19 protein-coding genes and 1 pseudogene are annotated in these 14,569 nt (G+C 72.4%); 14 read left to right on the top strand and 6 right to left on the bottom strand.

Annotated elements, in window-relative coordinates:
- Window positions 1–98 precede the first annotated feature (98 nt).
- The 3 genes and pseudogenes from ABZU69_RS01470 to ABZU69_RS01460 all read right to left on the bottom strand — a co-directional run.
- Window positions 99–944: pseudogene (locus ABZU69_RS01470) on the bottom strand (methyltransferase); the annotation flags it as partial.
- Between the two features lie 16 nt (window positions 945–960).
- Window positions 961–1,365 (bottom strand): hypothetical protein, encoded by a 405-nt coding sequence (locus tag ABZU69_RS01465; RefSeq protein ID WP_354962448.1) that lies wholly within the window; start codon window positions 1,363–1,365, stop codon window positions 961–963.
- A 63-nt stretch (window positions 1,366–1,428) separates the two neighbouring features.
- Window positions 1,429–2,463 (bottom strand): LacI family DNA-binding transcriptional regulator, encoded by a 1,035-nt coding sequence (locus ABZU69_RS01460; protein WP_354962447.1) that lies wholly within the window; start codon window positions 2,461–2,463, stop codon window positions 1,429–1,431.
- A 131-nt stretch (window positions 2,464–2,594) separates the two neighbouring features.
- Between ABZU69_RS01460 and ABZU69_RS01455 the strand changes: the two genes are divergently transcribed.
- From ABZU69_RS01455 to ABZU69_RS01405, 11 genes are all read left to right on the top strand, one after another.
- On the top strand, window positions 2,595–3,551 hold the full coding sequence (locus ABZU69_RS01455; RefSeq protein ID WP_354962446.1) for a LamG-like jellyroll fold domain-containing protein: 957 nt from the start codon (window positions 2,595–2,597) through the stop codon (window positions 3,549–3,551).
- 37 nt (window positions 3,552–3,588) lie between these two features.
- Window positions 3,589–5,694 (top strand): PQQ-dependent sugar dehydrogenase, encoded by a 2,106-nt coding sequence (locus tag ABZU69_RS01450; protein WP_354962445.1) that lies wholly within the window; start codon window positions 3,589–3,591, stop codon window positions 5,692–5,694.
- Between the two features lie 124 nt (window positions 5,695–5,818).
- Window positions 5,819–6,289, top strand: coding sequence for a molybdenum cofactor biosysynthesis protein (locus ABZU69_RS01445; RefSeq protein WP_354962444.1), 471 nt, complete (start codon window positions 5,819–5,821; stop codon window positions 6,287–6,289).
- Window positions 6,290–6,384: 95 nt separating this feature from the next.
- On the top strand, window positions 6,385–7,083 hold the full coding sequence (locus ABZU69_RS01440; RefSeq protein ID WP_354962443.1) for a nucleotidyltransferase domain-containing protein: 699 nt from the start codon (window positions 6,385–6,387) through the stop codon (window positions 7,081–7,083).
- Between the two features lie 20 nt (window positions 7,084–7,103).
- Window positions 7,104–7,910, top strand: coding sequence for a nucleotidyltransferase domain-containing protein (locus ABZU69_RS01435; RefSeq protein ID WP_354962591.1), 807 nt, complete (start codon window positions 7,104–7,106; stop codon window positions 7,908–7,910).
- Between the two features lie 30 nt (window positions 7,911–7,940).
- Entirely contained in the window at window positions 7,941–8,363 is a 423-nt protein-coding gene (locus tag ABZU69_RS01430; RefSeq protein ID WP_354962442.1) for a YbaB/EbfC family nucleoid-associated protein, read from the top strand.
- A complete protein-coding gene (locus ABZU69_RS01425) occupies window positions 8,360–8,689 on the top strand; it encodes a hypothetical protein (RefSeq protein ID WP_354962441.1) in 330 nt (109 codons plus the stop codon). The genes ABZU69_RS01430 and ABZU69_RS01425 overlap by 4 nt, the downstream gene beginning before the upstream one ends.
- Before the next feature lie 4 nt (window positions 8,690–8,693).
- The gene (locus ABZU69_RS01420; RefSeq protein ID WP_354962440.1) at window positions 8,694–9,188 is read left to right on the top strand and encodes a hypothetical protein; all 495 of its coding nucleotides are present in this window, start codon (window positions 8,694–8,696) and stop codon (window positions 9,186–9,188) included.
- Window positions 9,181–9,711 carry an endonuclease gene (locus tag ABZU69_RS01415; protein WP_354962439.1) on the top strand — a complete coding sequence of 177 codons (531 nt, stop codon included), beginning with the start codon at window positions 9,181–9,183 and terminating at the stop codon, window positions 9,709–9,711. Before ABZU69_RS01420 ends, ABZU69_RS01415 begins: the two co-directional genes overlap by 8 nt.
- Window positions 9,708–10,268, top strand: coding sequence for an SUKH-4 family immunity protein (locus ABZU69_RS01410; RefSeq protein WP_354962438.1), 561 nt, complete (start codon window positions 9,708–9,710; stop codon window positions 10,266–10,268). Before ABZU69_RS01415 ends, ABZU69_RS01410 begins: the two co-directional genes overlap by 4 nt.
- Window positions 10,265–10,801, top strand: a complete 537-nt coding sequence (locus ABZU69_RS01405; protein ID WP_354962437.1) for an SUKH-4 family immunity protein — start codon at window positions 10,265–10,267, stop codon at window positions 10,799–10,801. Before ABZU69_RS01410 ends, ABZU69_RS01405 begins: the two co-directional genes overlap by 4 nt.
- A 33-nt stretch (window positions 10,802–10,834) precedes the next feature.
- Here ABZU69_RS01405 and ABZU69_RS01400 read toward each other — a convergent pair whose 3' ends face one another.
- Window positions 10,835–11,239, bottom strand: coding sequence for a nuclear transport factor 2 family protein (locus tag ABZU69_RS01400; protein ID WP_354962436.1), 405 nt, complete (start codon window positions 11,237–11,239; stop codon window positions 10,835–10,837).
- A 158-nt stretch (window positions 11,240–11,397) separates the two neighbouring features.
- Between ABZU69_RS01400 and ABZU69_RS01395 the strand changes: the two genes are divergently transcribed.
- On the top strand, window positions 11,398–12,363 hold the full coding sequence (locus ABZU69_RS01395; protein ID WP_354962435.1) for a hypothetical protein: 966 nt from the start codon (window positions 11,398–11,400) through the stop codon (window positions 12,361–12,363).
- A 37-nt stretch (window positions 12,364–12,400) separates the two neighbouring features.
- Entirely contained in the window at window positions 12,401–12,943 is a 543-nt protein-coding gene (locus ABZU69_RS01390; RefSeq protein ID WP_354962434.1) for a PP2C family protein-serine/threonine phosphatase, read from the top strand.
- Between the two features lie 10 nt (window positions 12,944–12,953).
- Here the strand turns inward: ABZU69_RS01390 and ABZU69_RS01385 are convergent, their stop codons facing one another.
- Together ABZU69_RS01385 and ABZU69_RS01380 are read right to left on the bottom strand one after the other, a co-directional pair.
- Window positions 12,954–13,352, bottom strand: coding sequence for an ATP-binding protein (locus tag ABZU69_RS01385; RefSeq protein WP_354962433.1), 399 nt, complete (start codon window positions 13,350–13,352; stop codon window positions 12,954–12,956).
- A 29-nt stretch (window positions 13,353–13,381) separates the two neighbouring features.
- Window positions 13,382–13,714: an STAS domain-containing protein gene (locus ABZU69_RS01380; protein ID WP_354962432.1), complete on the bottom strand. Its 333-nt coding sequence runs from the start codon at window positions 13,712–13,714 to the stop codon at window positions 13,382–13,384.
- Window positions 13,715–13,911: 197 nt separating this feature from the next.
- Between ABZU69_RS01380 and ABZU69_RS01375 the strand changes: the two genes are divergently transcribed.
- A complete protein-coding gene (locus ABZU69_RS01375) occupies window positions 13,912–14,547 on the top strand; it encodes a fasciclin domain-containing protein (RefSeq protein ID WP_354962431.1) in 636 nt (211 codons plus the stop codon).
- Window positions 14,548–14,569 lie beyond the last annotated feature (22 nt).

Here is a 14,569-nt window from a genome sequence, read left to right as displayed (position 1 = left end):
CCGTACCGGCATCTGATCGGACGCCAGCGCGGCGGTCCCGCCGCCACACCCGGCCCACGCAGGCCCTCGGGCTCGCGTGGGCCGGGCGGCGTCGACGGTCAGGGCCGGCGGGCCACCACCGCGCCGTTGGCGCCCGGGGCGTCGAACGGCACCGTGTGGACGTCCACGAAGCCGGCGTCGGCGAGCCAGGCGACGTACTCGGCGCCCGAGTAGTTCCGGCCGCCCTCGGTCTCGACCAGCATGTTCATGCCCATCAGAGCGGCTTCCGGCGGCCCGGTGCGCTCATCGTTGAGCAGCAGCTCGCAGATGACGACCGTCCCACCGGGCGGGAGCGCCGCGTGGCACCGGGCCAGCAACGCGCGATTCGTCGGTTCGTCCCAGTCGTGCAGGATCATGCTGAGCAGGATGACGTCGTGCCCGCCCGGCAGCGCCGGGTCGGCGAGGAAGTCGCCGGGCAGCGTGTCGATCCGCCCGGTCAGGCCGGCCGCGGCGATCCGCTCCTCGGCCCGCGCGCAGACGTGCGGCAGGTCCAGGATGGTCGCCCGCAGTCCCGGCAGGCGGCGGCAGAACTCGATCGGGAACGCTCCGGCACCGCCGCCGACGTCGAGCAGCCGGCGGTGCGCGGAGAAGTCGTACGCGTCGGCCAGCGCACCGGCGGTGAAGCTGGACGTGGAGTACATGGCGTCCCAGAACTGCGCCAGCATCTCCGGGTCGGTGGTGTCGAACATCGACTGCTGGGCCTGCGGGTCCCAGGTCAGTGGCCGGTCGGTGCGCAGCGCCTCCCCGATGCGGTGCCAGGGCAGGTAGGTACGCAGGTCGGAGTAGCGGACCTGGGCTCCGAAGTAGTACGGGCCACCCTTGACCAGGAACTGCTCGGCCAGCGCCGAGTTGCGGTAGCCGTCGCCGGCCTTCTCCAGCAGGCCGAGCGAGGCGGTCGCGGCCAGCGCACGTCGGCGCCGGCTAGCTGGGTCGGCGGGCCAGCCGCCGACTGGCCCAGCGTGCGCCGAGGCTCACCGCCGTGCTGCCGATCGCCATCCCGACCAGCACCAGGACCGCCCCGACGGCCCACAACCCGCTGTCGTCGGACGACAACGCCCCCCACGACCAGGCCGCCGTGAAGGCCACCGTCATCACCGGCGCCACCAGCCACGGGCTCAGCCGCGTGCCGGCGAGCACGGCGAGCAGCGCGAGCGTCAGCACGCAGCCGATCACCTGCCACGCCTCGTACGGGCCGCTGCGCGAACCGGTCTGCGGGTCGACGTCGTACTCGGTGTCCCAGCCCAGCCAGAGCAACCACACCCCGACCGTGGCCGCCGCCAGGAACAGAGCCCCGCGCAGTGGTTGTGTACCCCTCGTCGCTGTCATCCGGAGATCATCCCCTGCGGTGGCGCGGTTCGAACAGACTCCGACCGAGCGTGCCCCGCCGCCTCACAGCGTCGGGGCGGGACCGGTCGAGTCGCGGACGACCAGCAGGTGCCCGGTGGAGCGCCGCCGGGGACGCGTCGAGCGGGGCTTGAGCGCCAGGCTGAGCGCGGTACGACCCATCTCGGTCATCGGCAGCCGGATGGTGGTGAGGCTGGGCGCGAGGTCGGCCGCCACGGAGACGTCGTCGAAGCCGACGACCGACATCCGCCCGGGGACCGGGACGCGGCGGGACCGCAGCGCCGACAGCACCCCCATCGCCATCGCGTCGTTGAGCGCGATGATCGCGGTCGTCTCCGGGTGTTCGTTCAGGATCTGCTCGGTGACCGCCCGCCCGCCGCCCCGGGTGAAGTCGCCGTGCACGACGGCGAGGTCGGCCGGGGTCAGCCCGCGCTGCCGCAGTGCCGACGAGACGCCGGCGAGCCGGTCGGCGACCGTGGTGAGACCGGCGCTGCCCGCGGCGACCGTGATCCGCCGGTGGCCGAGATCTATCAGGTGGTGGGCGAGCGCGTTGCCGCCGGCCTCGTTGTCGGGCAGGACGGCGTCGACGCCGAGCGCGTGCCGCCCGATCGCGGCCACCCGGCCGCCGTGGTCCTGGAACGCCGCCAGCTCGGCCCTGGCCTCGGCCTCCACCCGGGGGTCGTCGTACCCCGAACCGCTGATCAGGATGATGCCGACCCGCTGGGCGATGAGGTGGCGGAGTTGTTGCAGCTCGTAGTCGGGGTCCCGGCCGGACTGACAGATCTGCACCAGCAGCCCCTGCTCGGCGGCGAGCTGGATGACCCCGCCGGCGATCTCGGAGAAGTAGGGGTCGTCGACCTGGTGGACGATCAGGCCCACGGTGGAGCTGGCGCCGCCGGCGAGCGTGCGGGCGTACGGGTTGGCGACGTACCCCAGCTCGCGGGCGACCCGACGGACCCGGTCGGCCACCTCGGCGCTGACGCCGTCGCGGCCGGCGAGGGCCCGGGAGGCGGTCGCCAGCGAGACGTCGGCGCGATCGGCCACGTCGACGAGGCGCGGCCGCTGGCCAGCCCTGGGCATCCGCGACTCCCCGGAAACATCCATGTCACCCGATCTATTGCCAGTGACGCTGATCGAAGCCTAGGGTACGTAAGCGCTTACGTAAGCGCTTACGTACCCGGCACCGGCGTGCCGTGAAATGAGGTGAACCGATGTCCAGGGCCAGACGAGCGGCCGTCGCCACCGTCTCCCTCCTGGCGATCGGCGCGCTCACCGGAGCGGGGGCGCCCCCGGCGCAGGCGGACCGGCATCGCCCGTCCGACGTCCACCCCGCCCTGCGAGCGCACCTGGTCGCCGCCTACGACTTCGACCACCCGGTGCCGGGCGACGCCGCGCTGGAGCGCGACCAGGGCCGCTCCGGCACCGAGATCGAGCTGGTCAACGGCGGCGCCGCCATGCGGGTACGGGACCACGCCTACCGGGGCAGCGGCAACGCGGTGCGGACCCGGCAGGTCGACCCGGCGGTGGCCGGCAACGACGACTGGAAGGCCGGCACCTGGTCAGCCAGCGGGGTGCGCACCCTCCGCGCCTTCAGCGCGACCGCGGGCACCACCGTGATGGGCTGGTTCAAGCTGGAGATGGACAACCCCCTGCCCAACTCCACCACCGCCGACCCGAACGACCGGTACAACGCCATCGGCCTGGCCGGGGTGCTGACCGGCGACTCCGACGGCCACGGCGTCCGGGCCCTGCTCGAGCTGATCGACGTCGACGGTGAGCTGCGCCTCGTCGCGCTCGGCCGGCGCCTCGACGGCGGCAACTCGCAGACGTTCGCGGCGAGCCAGGACTGGCGTGACCTGCTGCCGGCGGGGGAGTGGGTGCACCTCGCCGCCACCTTCGACTTCGGCACCGGCGCCCTTGCCCTCTACCGCAACGGCGAACCGGTCAGCGGCTTCTACACCCGCACCGACGACCCGTGGCTCGTGTCCGGGCCGGGCCCGCACGTGACCACCGCGTCCGACCCCCGGGGCATCAAGATCGGCGGAAGCTTCCCCCAGGACACGGTGGAGCGGAACCCGTGTGACTGCCGCATGGACGGCCTGATGTTCCTCGACAGCGTGGTCTCCGCGAGCGATGTGCGGAGGCAGTACCGCCACCTGGCCCGCTGACCACCCTCGGCACCGTCCCACCGAGAAGGAGACACGCGTGCTCATCCTCCACGACAGCGCCCACGGTATCCGCAGGTCCGTGTTGACGGCCGGCCTCACCGCCGTGGTGCTGATCCTGTCCACCGTGCTCGCGACGCCCGCCCGGGCCGCGGCCGCCGCGGTGTACGACCCGGTCCCCGAGATGCCGATCCAGTCCCGGCTCGGGCTGGTCCTCAGCGAGTACGCCAGCTTCCCGCAGTCGCAGCCGAACCCGGCACCGACCGATCAGCGGCTCATGCGTACCGCCCGGATCAACACCATCATGGAGGTGCCCGACGGCTCCGGCCGGCGCGCGGTGCCCGACCTGAACGGCAGCCTCTACCTGGTCGAAGATGGCGTGCCGCACGTCTACCTCGACGTGGCGGCGACCTTCGCGCCGCAGTTCTTCTCCGGCCGCGGCCTGGGCCAGGGCTTCGGGTACGTCGCCTTCCACCCCGAGTTCGGCGCCAACGGCCGGTTCTACACCATCCACACCGAGCAGGCGTCGGCGACGACCACCACGCCGGACTACGCCCAGGCCGGCACGATCTACCACGGTGTCATCACCGAGTGGACGGCGACCGACCCGAGCGCCGACACGTTCGCCGGCACCCGCCGGGAGGTCCTGCGCATCGGGTTCGGCGGCCAGGTGCACGGCATCCAGGAAATCAACTTCAATCCCACCGCGAAGCGCCACGATCCCGACTACGGCCTGCTGTACCTGGCGGTCGGCGACGGCGGTCTGGGCGTGCGCAACACCGACCCGCAGAACCTGGGCATGCCGCACGGCAAGCTGCTGCGGATCGACCCCCGGGGCACCAACGCCGCCAACGGGCGCTACGGCATCCCACCCAGGAACCCGTTCGTCGGCCGCGCCGGCGCGCTCGGCGAGATCTACGCCCTGGGCTTCCGCGACCCGCACCGCTTCAGCTGGGACCGCGCGACCGGCCGCATGTACCTCGGGCACATCGGTGAACACGCCATCGAGGCGATCTACGAGGTCCGCGCCGGCGACAACTTCGGCTGGAGCGAGCGCGAAGGATCCTTCGTCTTCGACAAGGCGGCCACCAATCCCTGCGACCGGCTCTTCCCGCTGCCCGCCGACGACGACCGGTACGGATACACGTACCCCGTCGCCGCGTACGACCACGACCCCGCCGCGGACTGGAACTGCACCGCGGACGTCGGCGTCGCGGTGGCCGGCGGGTTCGTCTACCGGGGACGCGCGGTGCCGGCGCTGCGCGGCAAGTACGTGTTCGGTGACCTGGTCGACGGTCGGGTGCTCTACACCGAGGCGAACGAGATGCGCCGCGGGCGGGGCCTGGCCCCGATCCACCAGCTCGCCCTCTTCGACGCCGAGGGAACCCCGGTCCGTATGCGGGACCTCTCTGGGCCCGGCGCGCCCGGCGATCCCAACCGCGTCGACCTGCGCTTCGGCACCGACGCCGCCGGTGAGCTCTACGTGCTCGCCAAGGCCAACGGGAAGATCTGGAAGGTCACCGGCACCCGGGTCTTCGCCAGCGGAGACGTCGGGAACACCACCCTGCGGCGCACCGCGGGAGCATCGAACTGGGCGCCGGTCACCCCGGCCAAGTGGCAGTTCACCCACGACCAGGTCATCCTCGCCGAGGCCGGGGTCAGCCGGCCGGGCCCGCGCCGGCCGTTCGAGTACGCCGTCCTGACCGCCGGACCGGCCTGGTCGTCGGTCGAGGTCGAGGCGCGGGTACGGCTCGACACGCCGGTGGAGGTCACCAACCGGGACGTGATCATCGTCTTCGGCTGGCGCTCGGACACGGAGTTCTACTACGCCCACCTCTCCACCGACAACACGATCTACCCGCACAACGGCATCTTCAAGGTCGACAACGCCGACCGGGAACGCATCGACCACCAGTGGAACGGCCGGTCGCGCGGCGCCAACCCGGCGATCACCGACGCCGACTGGCACCGCGTACGGGTCGTGCACCTGCCGGCGACCGGCGAGATCGCGGTCTACGTCGACGGGCGACGGGACCCGCTGATGACCGCGAAGGACAGCACGTTCGGCTCCGGGCGGGTGGGCTTCGGCTCGTTCGACAACGTGGGCCGACTGCGCAACCTGACCGTCACCGGCACGCCGGCCTGAGCACCGGTGGGGCCGGCGGCACGATCACCGCCGTCCCCACTGGCTGCCGGATGCGCGAATCGCCCGCCGGCCGGGAACGCAGAGCCGGCCCGGAGGGGGTCATCCGGTTCGTAGAATCCGTGCCATGCCGCAGATCGTCGAGTTGCTGGCCTCGCCCGTGCACCGCTTCCTGGGCCGGCCCGCCGACGGCCCGGTTCCGGCCCCGCCCGGTGAGCTGGTCGACGTGGTGCGTATCCGGGCCGGTCTCGGCATCGTCGGCGACCGGTACTTCGGCCAGCCCGCACACCGCGACGCCAGCGTGACGGTGATCGCCCAGGAGTCACTGCCAGCCGGCATCGGGTTGGCGGAGGTCCGCCGCAACGTCCTCACCACCGGCATCGCGGTGGACGAGCTGATCGGCAAGGTGCTGGTGCTGGACTCCGGCGACGGCCCGGTCAGCCTGCGGGTGAACCGGGCCGCCCGCCCCTGCGCCTGGATGGACGTCACGGTCGGCCCGGGTACGTGGAAGGCGCTGCGCACCACCGGAGGCATCCGCTGCACCCCGCTCAACGACGGCGTGCTGCGCGTCGGCCCGGTCGACGCCACCGTGAGTTGACGAAACGGGCTCGACGGCGCGCCGCGAAACAGGCATGGTGTGCACCGGATGTCGACCGGCCGGAGCCGCCGACCCGACGCTCGGGGGAGGCGGCGATGGAGCACGCGCTGACGGATCAACTGGTCGACGACCGGACGATCCTGCAGGTGGTCGTCGGCTCCCGCGCGTTCGGCCTGTCCGGCGCCGCCTCGGACACCGACCGACGCGGGGTGTACGCCCTGCCCGCCTCGGCGTTCTGGGGTCTACGCAAGCCAGCGTGGCACCACGACGGCCCGCTGCCGGAGCAGATGCGCTGGGAGGTGGAGCGGGTCTGCGTGCTCGGGCTGGCGGCGAACCCCACCGTCCTGGAGGTGCTGCACTCCCCGCTGGTCGAGACGTGCACCCCGGTGGGCGAGGAACTGCGGGCGCTCGCGCCGGCGTTCCTGTCCCGGCGGGTGGCGGACACCTACCTGCGCTACGCCACCGCACAGTTCGGCAAGGCCGAGCGCGGCATCGCCCGCTCCGGCACCCCGACCTGGCGGCACGTGATGCATCTGATCCGGCTGCTGGCCGCCGGCGGTCACCTGGTCCGCACCGGGCGGTTGGTGCTGGACGTCGGCGCCGACCGGGACCGACTGCTGGCGGTGAAGGCCGGTGAGGTGCCCTGGGAGGACATCGTCGCCTGGCGGGACCGGCTGGTCGCCCGGTTGACGGCGGACCTGGCCACCAGTCCGCTGCCCGACCGGCCCGACGAGGCGCGGGTCGAGCAGTGGCTGATCTCGGTCCGCGACCGCTCCGTGCGGTGCCCGTCGTGACCGCGTGGGAGGGCGCTGGCCTGCCGGCCGGCGTCGACCTGGCGGGCATCGTCGCCGAGCAGCCGCACCCGCTGGTCTTCGCCACCGTCTCCGGCGCCCACCTGTACGGGTTCCCGTCCACCGACTCCGACGTCGACCTGCGCGGCGCGCACCTGCTGCCCGTCGAGCAGGTGATCGGGCTGGCGGAGCCGGCGGAGACCCGCACGGTCATGACCGACCGCGACGGGGTGGAGCTGGACCTGGTCACGCACGACCTGCGCAAGTTCGTACGGCTGATGCTGCGTCGGAACGGCTACGTGCTCGAACAGTTGCTGTCACCCCTGGTGGTGCACACCACGGCGGTGCACGCGGCGCTGATCGAGCTGGCGCCGCTCACGGTGACCCGGCACCACGGTCATCACTACCGTGGCTTCGCCGCGGGCCAGCGGCGGCTGTTCGATGCCACCGGTGAACTCAAGCCGCTGCTGTACACCTTCCGGTCGCTGCTCACCGGCGTTCACCTGCTGCGTACCGGCCGGATGCAGGCGAACCTGCCGGCCCTGCTCGACACCGAACCCGCGCCGGCCTACCTGCCCGACCTGATCGCCGCGAAGCGGGCCGCCGAGCACGGCGTACTGGACGACCTCGTCCCGGGCGCGACCCTCGACCGCGACCTGGCCGAGTTGGCCGCCCGGCTCGACCAGGCACAGCACGACAGTAGGCTGCCCGAACAGCCCGCCGGGTCGGTTGAGCTCAACGACCTCGTGGTCGCGGCCCGACTGCCGTCCACGCGGGACGGTGTTCGAACGCCGGCTGGGCGTGGTGAAGTCGTGGTACCCGTCCGTTAGGCTCGGCCCGTTCGGCCTTGGGGAGGGCAGATGGCGGCGGATCCGGTCAGTGGCGATTTCACCCGCATGTTGGACGCGACGATGCAGGCGTTGGGGGCGGTCAGCGCACCGGCCGCCGGCGCCGACGGGGAGCCGGCCGAGCCGCCGGCCGGCGAGGCCGCGGACGGTCAGGTCCGCGCCGAGCTGGGCCCGGACGGGCGGTTGCGGTCGCTCTGGGTGGAGCCCCGGCTGATGCGGCTCGGTTCGGAGGAGCTGACCGAGCACATCACCACGGCCGTCAACGCGGCGATCGACGCCATGCGGGGCGCCACGACCCCGCCGCAGGCCGGTGACCTGTCGCAGCTGCGGGAGCAGTTGGCGGAGGTCCGGGACACCGCGGTGCCGCGGCTCGGGTCGTTCCTGGCGGCACTGACCGAGGCGCAGGACCGGCTGGCCCGAGGTGGCCCGCGATGAGCGGCAACGGGTTCGAGGTGGAGCCGCAGACGCTGCGCGACGCCGGCACGACGGTCTCCGACCTCGCGGGCCGCTTCCTCGACGAGTTGGACGGCTTCGAGGCGCAGATGGCCGGTCACGGCCAGCCCTGGGGCGCCGACGACATTGGCTCGCTGATCGGGGTGGCCTACACCGAGGTCGCCGCGTACGTCTTCGACTGCCTCGGGCTCGCGGTGGAGGAGATCGGTTCGGCCGGTGGCGACCTGAGCTCCATGGCCGACGCGTACGACCGGGTCGACGAGGACGGCGCGGGCACGATGCGCTCGCTGGCCGGCGGGCTGGGGTAGCGCGATGGGTCTGCAGCTGCCTGGTGAGCTGGTCACCGCGCTCGGCTGGATCGGCTACACCTGGCCGGAGGGCGACGAGGAGAAGCTCTTCGAGATGGGCCAGGCCTGGATCGAGTTCGCCGGTCGGATCGGCGCCACGGCCGGCGAGGCGGACGCCGGCGCGGCCCAGGTGTGGTCGCAGAACGTCGGCCCGGCGGTGCAGGCGTTCCAGGGCTGGTGGACCGGTGAGCAGCACGGTCCGCTGGTGCTCCGGGACGGCGCCCAGGCGGCCGTCATCCTCGGCGCCGGCCTGATCGTCTGTGCGGTGATCGTCCTGGCGTTGAAGATCCAGCTGATCGTGCAGCTGGCCATCCTCGCGTTTCAGGTGGCGCAGGCGATCGTGACCGCGGTGGCCACTTTCGGCGCCTCGCTGGCCGAGATCCCGATCTTCCAGATGATCACCCGGGAGATCGTGGGTCTGCTGATCGACCAGGTCATCGGGCAGCTGCTCGATGCCTAGCAAGCCGAGGAAGGCGCGCGGCGTCGCCGCGAAGCCGGCGGCCGGCAAGATCGTCCGCAAGGCGGTCGAGAAGCTGGAGAAGCCCATCGTCCGGGTCACCGGGCCGGATCACAGCCTGCCGACGAAGGTGATCCGGGTCCAGCGCAAGGACTTCCACGCGACCTCGCAGTTCCGGCGCAAGATGGCGGCGCTGAAGAAGCTCAGCGACGAGGGCAAGCTCTACAAGGCCACCAACCCCGTCGAGCGGGACAAGAGCCTCACCGACGGCTACAAGGAGCGGATCCGCCAGAAGATCTGGGACAAGTACTGGCCGCACGACAAGGATCTGGCCAACCGGCTCAGCCAACGCCTCAGCAGCTACCACCCGGACCACGTATGGGAACTCCAGCTCGGCGGCCCGGACACCGTCGACAACCTCAAGTTGCTGCATGGTAGAACCAACACGGACATCGGTTCGCAGATCTGGGGGCAGATCCAGACCTTGCCGGACGGGACCCCGATCCGAATAGAGGTGGTGGATTGACCCCCGAGCTGCACCAGCTCATCGAGGAGCTGCGGGCCGACCTGGCCGAGGACCAGCCGGCGAGCCTGGGGTATGCCCAGTTCGGCGACGGCGCGGCCACCGACGCCGTGCCGGCGGACCTCCCGGCCGACCTGCGGGATCTCCTGCTGGTGGCCGACGGGCTGCGCGCCGGCCGGATCGAGCTGGCGTCCACGTCCACCCTCACCGGCATCCAGTACCACCTGGACTACGCGCCGGACTTCTCCGCCATCCCGGAGGACCGGGCGGGCTGGCTGGTGATCGGCACCCGCAGCGACGAGCCGATCTTCATGGACCGGGGCACCGGCGCCATCTGGTACTTCCCGCCGACCGGCACCGAGTGGTTCATGGCGGACGCCTTCGAGGAGCTCGCCCCCGACCTGGATTCCTTCGTGCACTACTACCTGCTCGGCCCGGGCTACGCCGACCTGACCCCCGCCGACGACCAGTGGCACGCCTTCCTCGACCAGCAGGGCCTGCTCGACGACGAGGACGACGACGAGCCGGACGACGACGCCGACGCGAGGGACGGGCGGTGACCGTCACCCGCGAGGAGTTGGTCGCGCTGTGGGGCGAGCGGGGCGTCATCTACTTCCCGGACCAGCGCTTCGAGGCGATCCTCGGCCCGTTGGGGCCGGAGGTGTTCCCGCCGTACGGCGCCCTGCCGGTCGAGGTGCCCATCCTGTTCACGGTCGACGTGTCGGCGCCCGACGTGGAGCTCTTCTCCACCCTGCGCATCGAGGTGGGCGACGAGGCGCCGCGCGCGTACATCGTGCTGGGCAGTTCGCCCGAGGACCCGATGCTGCTGTTCTGCCTGGACGCGGCGACCGGCGAGGTGCTGCTGCTGGATCTCCAGACGCCGAACCTGGAGACGGTCAACAGCAGCTTCGCCGCGTTCGTGGAGTTCCTGTACCGGCTGGGCCAGCTCATCGCCACCGACCCGGGCGGGCGGGAGCGGGCGGCCCGCGCCGCACGGATTCGCGCCGGCCTGCGGGAGGTCGACCCGACGGCGTTCGCCGAGCCGGAGTCCTGGTGGACCCTGGCGTTCGACGAGCTGGAGTCCACCACCTGAGCTGGTCGCGCCAGCGGTCACCCGGCCTGCGGGTCAGACCGGGCTGATGTGCGCGGCGAGCACCCGCCAACCGTGCGCGTCGTCATGGATCCAGGTACGGGTGTACCGCAGGCGAGCCGCGAACGGCGTGCCGTCGAACACTCCAGCCACCCGGCCGAGGAAGAACGTCACGCCGGTCGTCCCGGCGACGAGCAGCTCCAGCTCCTCCTCGACGAGTTCCTCGATGACCGAGGTCCGGTCCCGGTGCGCGGTCAGGTCGTCCCGTTTGGTGTGCCTGCCGCCCTCCGGGCCGATGGCGATCAGCTCGTCGACGAGCAACTGGTCGAGGGCCGCCACGTCGCCGGCCCGCTGCGCCGCCTGCAGGGTGCGCTCGGCATCGAGCAGTTCCGCCTCGCGTTCGCTGTCCGGCATGGTGCCGTCCTCCTGATCGGGGTTCACCCGGCGCCACCGTCCACCGGGGCTGTCCGCATTGTGGCAGCCGGCGCGGTCCGAACGGGTGCGGATCGGCCGGCGGCGGGTCGCGTCCGGCGGCGGACGCGCGTCGCATGAACGCGGTGGCTGTGGGCCGCGGGGCGGCCGGTGGCTAGGCTGCTGGCATGGCGGACCAGGGCGGGCGTGCCACGCACGCCGCCGGGGCGGCGCGGCCGGTCGAGGAGGTCGTGCGGGAGATCCTGGCGGTCGTTCCGGCCGGCTGCACGTGGCTGCTGCCGGTGCCGGACGACGGTCGGGCGGTCGCGGACTTCCGGATCGCGGCCACCAGCGGCGACGGCCACGACATCTACGGCCGGGGGACCGACCGGGTGGGCGCGCGGCTCACCGAGCTGTACCCCAGCATGGTCGACGGTCCGCTCTGGCGGCTGTACCTCGACGTGCTGGCCACCGGGGCGCCCGGCCGGCTGGCCGACTTCCGGTACGTGGAGAAGCGCAGCGGCGTCGTCGCCGACTCGCTGTTCGACGTGCACGTGCACCGGGTGTTGGGCGGCCTGCTGGTGACCTGGCAACGGCTCGACGAGGACCTGCGTCGACTGGAGCGCACCGAGTTGCTGGGCAGCCTCGGCTGGGCGGAGTACGACCTGGCGAGCGGGGTCAGCCAGTGGTCACCCGGGATGTACCGGATCTTCGAGCGTGACCCGGCGCTGGGCCCGCTGTCGCGAGCCGAGCAGTCGGCCGCCCTGCTGCCGGACGACCACATGCTGCGCGAGGCGGCCTGGCAGACGCTGGACAGTGGAGCCTCCTCGGACGTGACGGTCCGGTTCCGGGCGGCGGGCTTGGTGAAGTACCTACGGATTCTGTCCGACGTTTCGCGGGACGCGGACGGCACACCGTTGAAGATCCACGCCGTGGTGCCAGGACGTGACGGCCAGGGTGGACTCGCGGACCGCCATCGAGCAGCTCAGCGACCAGTTGCGCACCCGGGAGATGACGGCGCTGGCCGAGCACCGGCTGGCCGGTCAGTTGCAGAACCTGATCCAGCCGGTGCCCCGCGAGCCGTTTCCGCTGGCCGGCCTGGAGGCGATGGTCAACTACCTGCCGGCGGAGAGCGCGGTGCGGGTGGGCGGTGACTGGTACCACGCGTAGACCCTGCCGGACGGGTCGGTCGTGCTCGCGGTCGGTGACGTGGCGGGCCACGGCCTCAGCGCCGCCAGCGGGATGGCCCATCTGCGCTTCGCGCTGGTGGCCTGGCTGTCGATCGGCATCCGGGACTCGGCGGTGCTGCTCGGGCACCTCAACCGACTCTGCGGTCAGCTCGCGATCACCGGGACCGCGGTGGTCGCGGTCTACGACCCGGTGACTCGGTTGCTCTGCTGGGGACGCGCCGGGCACCTGGCGCCACTGCTGTCCCGCGACGGCGGGACCGGCCCGCTGGACCGGCCGCCGGGCCTGCTGCTCGGCGCCGCCGACGACTCGGTGTACCCGGTGCTCACCCCGCGACTGCGTCCGGGCGACCTGGTGCTGTTCTACACCGACGGGCTGGTGGAGCGGCGCGCGCCCGAGGAGGACCGGCTGGAACAGGTGCGGTCGGTGCTCTCGGCGCTCTCCGCCGAGCCGGGGGAGCAGACCCTCGGCCGTCTGCGCGACCTGCTGCACCAGCCCAGCCCGGACGACGACACCTGCGCGCTGGCCGTACGCGTGCTGCCCTGAGCCGCCCGGCTCACAGGCCCAGCCGGAGCCGCACCACCGTTCCCTCCGGCTCGGTCAGCACGGCGACCTCGTCGCAGACCTGCTCGACGATCGCCCGCCCCCGCCCCCGTACCGCGTCGGCCGGCGGCATGTCCCGGCCGAACGCGCGCACCGGCGGCCCCTGGTCGATGACGTCGCAGAACAACTGGTCCGCCTCGGCCCACACCCGGACCCGGCCGCCGCCGGTGGTGTGCTGCAACGTGTTGGTGGCGAGCTCACTGACGGCCAACATCAGCAGCTCCACCCGGTGCGGGGGCAGGCCCCGGGCCAGGGCCGCGGTGCAGACGAACGCGCGCAGCGCTCGCAGGTCGGTCGCCACCTGGTACGCCATCGTGTCCGGGGCGCGGGTGGACACCGACTGCTCGGCCACGATCCGGGTCTCCCTCCGGCCGGCCGCCATCAGCCCGCCAGCCGCGGGTCGTCGGCGGGCGGTTGCAGCAGGGTGCCGACGCCGGTGATGTCCAGCACGGCGGCGACCGGCCCGCTGGCGTTGACGGCGTACAACCGCCGACCGGCGGCGCGGGCGGTCTGGTGGGCGGTCACCAGACCGTGCAGGCCGCTGGGGTCGAGGAAGCGCAACCCGCCCACGTCGACCACGACCACGGGCGCGCCGCGGACCGCCGCGGACAGCACGGTGGTCAGCTCCTCCCGGGTGGCCAGGTCGCACTCGCCGGACAGCGTGACGACGATCTGGCCGGGCGCCGTGGACGTCCGGGCCTCGAAGTGCGCCATCGGGCAGCAGCACCTTCCTCGTCGTGACAGCCGTTGTCGGCACATCATGTCACCCACCAGCCTGCCGGCCGTGTCCTCCGTTCGGCGGCGATCGGGGGCGTGCCGTCAGCTTGTCGACGATCCGACCCATCCGCCGGCTCGACCGCACCGAATCACCGGTACGAGCACCACCGCGGTCACCTACCTGAGGAGTTCGAATGAACCGGCGTCTGTTCGTCACCATCGGCGCGATCGCCATCCTGACCCTCGCCGCCGGCTGCGGCGACAGCGACACCGACAGCACCGCCAGCGGCGGGACCGCTGCCAGCGCCTCGGCCGACGCACCGATGCCGTCGGCTACTTCGTCGATGATGACCGCGCAGTTCGGGCCGGGCTGCGCCGTGGTGCCGACCGATCCCGCCGACGCGGGCAGCTGCCAGGCCATGGCGAAGGTGCCGGTGGCCACCGCCGCCTCCGGTAACCCGCTGCTGTCCACCCTGGTCTCCGCCGTGCAGAAGGCGAATCTGGTGGACTCGCTCAACGGTGCGCAGGGGGTGACGGTGTTCGCGCCGACCAACGACGCGTTCGCCAAGATCCCCAAGGCGGACCTCGGCAAGGTCCTCGCCGACGACGCCATGCTGAAGAAGGTCCTCACCCACCACGTGGTGCCGACCCACCTCTCCCCGGACACCCTGGCCGGCACGCACAAGACCCTCCAGGGCGACGAGATCACGGTGACCGGCAGCGGTAACTCGTTCACGGTCGACGGCGCCTCGATGGTGGTCTGCGGCAACGTCTCCACCGCCAACGCCACCGTCTACATCGTGGACACCGTGCTGATGCCGAAGAGCTGAACCGTGCCGACCACGACCACGC

Origin of the sequence: Micromonospora sp. NPDC005206, assembly GCF_040608175.1 — a bacterium.
In the GTDB taxonomy this organism is placed as follows: Bacteria; Actinomycetota; Actinomycetes; order Mycobacteriales; family Micromonosporaceae; genus Micromonospora.
Note: the sequence above shows the minus strand (reverse complement) of the source record. Positions and strands in the feature narration are given on the sequence as shown.

Coding starts and splice junctions, on each gene's coding strand:
- ABZU69_RS01465 (WP_354962448.1), bottom strand. CDS start 1,365: ATGACAGCGACGAGGGGTACACAACCACTGCGCGGGGCTCTGTTCCTG.
- ABZU69_RS01460 (WP_354962447.1), bottom strand. CDS start 2,463: ATGCCCAGGGCTGGCCAGCGGCCGCGCCTCGTCGACGTGGCCGATCGC.
- ABZU69_RS01455 (WP_354962446.1), top strand. CDS start 2,595: ATGTCCAGGGCCAGACGAGCGGCCGTCGCCACCGTCTCCCTCCTGGCG.
- ABZU69_RS01445 (WP_354962444.1), top strand. CDS start 5,819: ATGCCGCAGATCGTCGAGTTGCTGGCCTCGCCCGTGCACCGCTTCCTG.
- ABZU69_RS01440 (WP_354962443.1), top strand. CDS start 6,385: ATGGAGCACGCGCTGACGGATCAACTGGTCGACGACCGGACGATCCTG.
- ABZU69_RS01430 (WP_354962442.1), top strand. CDS start 7,941: ATGGCGGCGGATCCGGTCAGTGGCGATTTCACCCGCATGTTGGACGCG.
- ABZU69_RS01425 (WP_354962441.1), top strand. CDS start 8,360: ATGAGCGGCAACGGGTTCGAGGTGGAGCCGCAGACGCTGCGCGACGCC.
- ABZU69_RS01420 (WP_354962440.1), top strand. CDS start 8,694: ATGGGTCTGCAGCTGCCTGGTGAGCTGGTCACCGCGCTCGGCTGGATC.
- ABZU69_RS01415 (WP_354962439.1), top strand. CDS start 9,181: ATGCCTAGCAAGCCGAGGAAGGCGCGCGGCGTCGCCGCGAAGCCGGCG.
- ABZU69_RS01395 (WP_354962435.1), top strand. CDS start 11,398: ATGGCGGACCAGGGCGGGCGTGCCACGCACGCCGCCGGGGCGGCGCGG.
- ABZU69_RS01380 (WP_354962432.1), bottom strand. CDS start 13,714: ATGGCGCACTTCGAGGCCCGGACGTCCACGGCGCCCGGCCAGATCGTC.
- ABZU69_RS01375 (WP_354962431.1), top strand. CDS start 13,912: ATGAACCGGCGTCTGTTCGTCACCATCGGCGCGATCGCCATCCTGACC.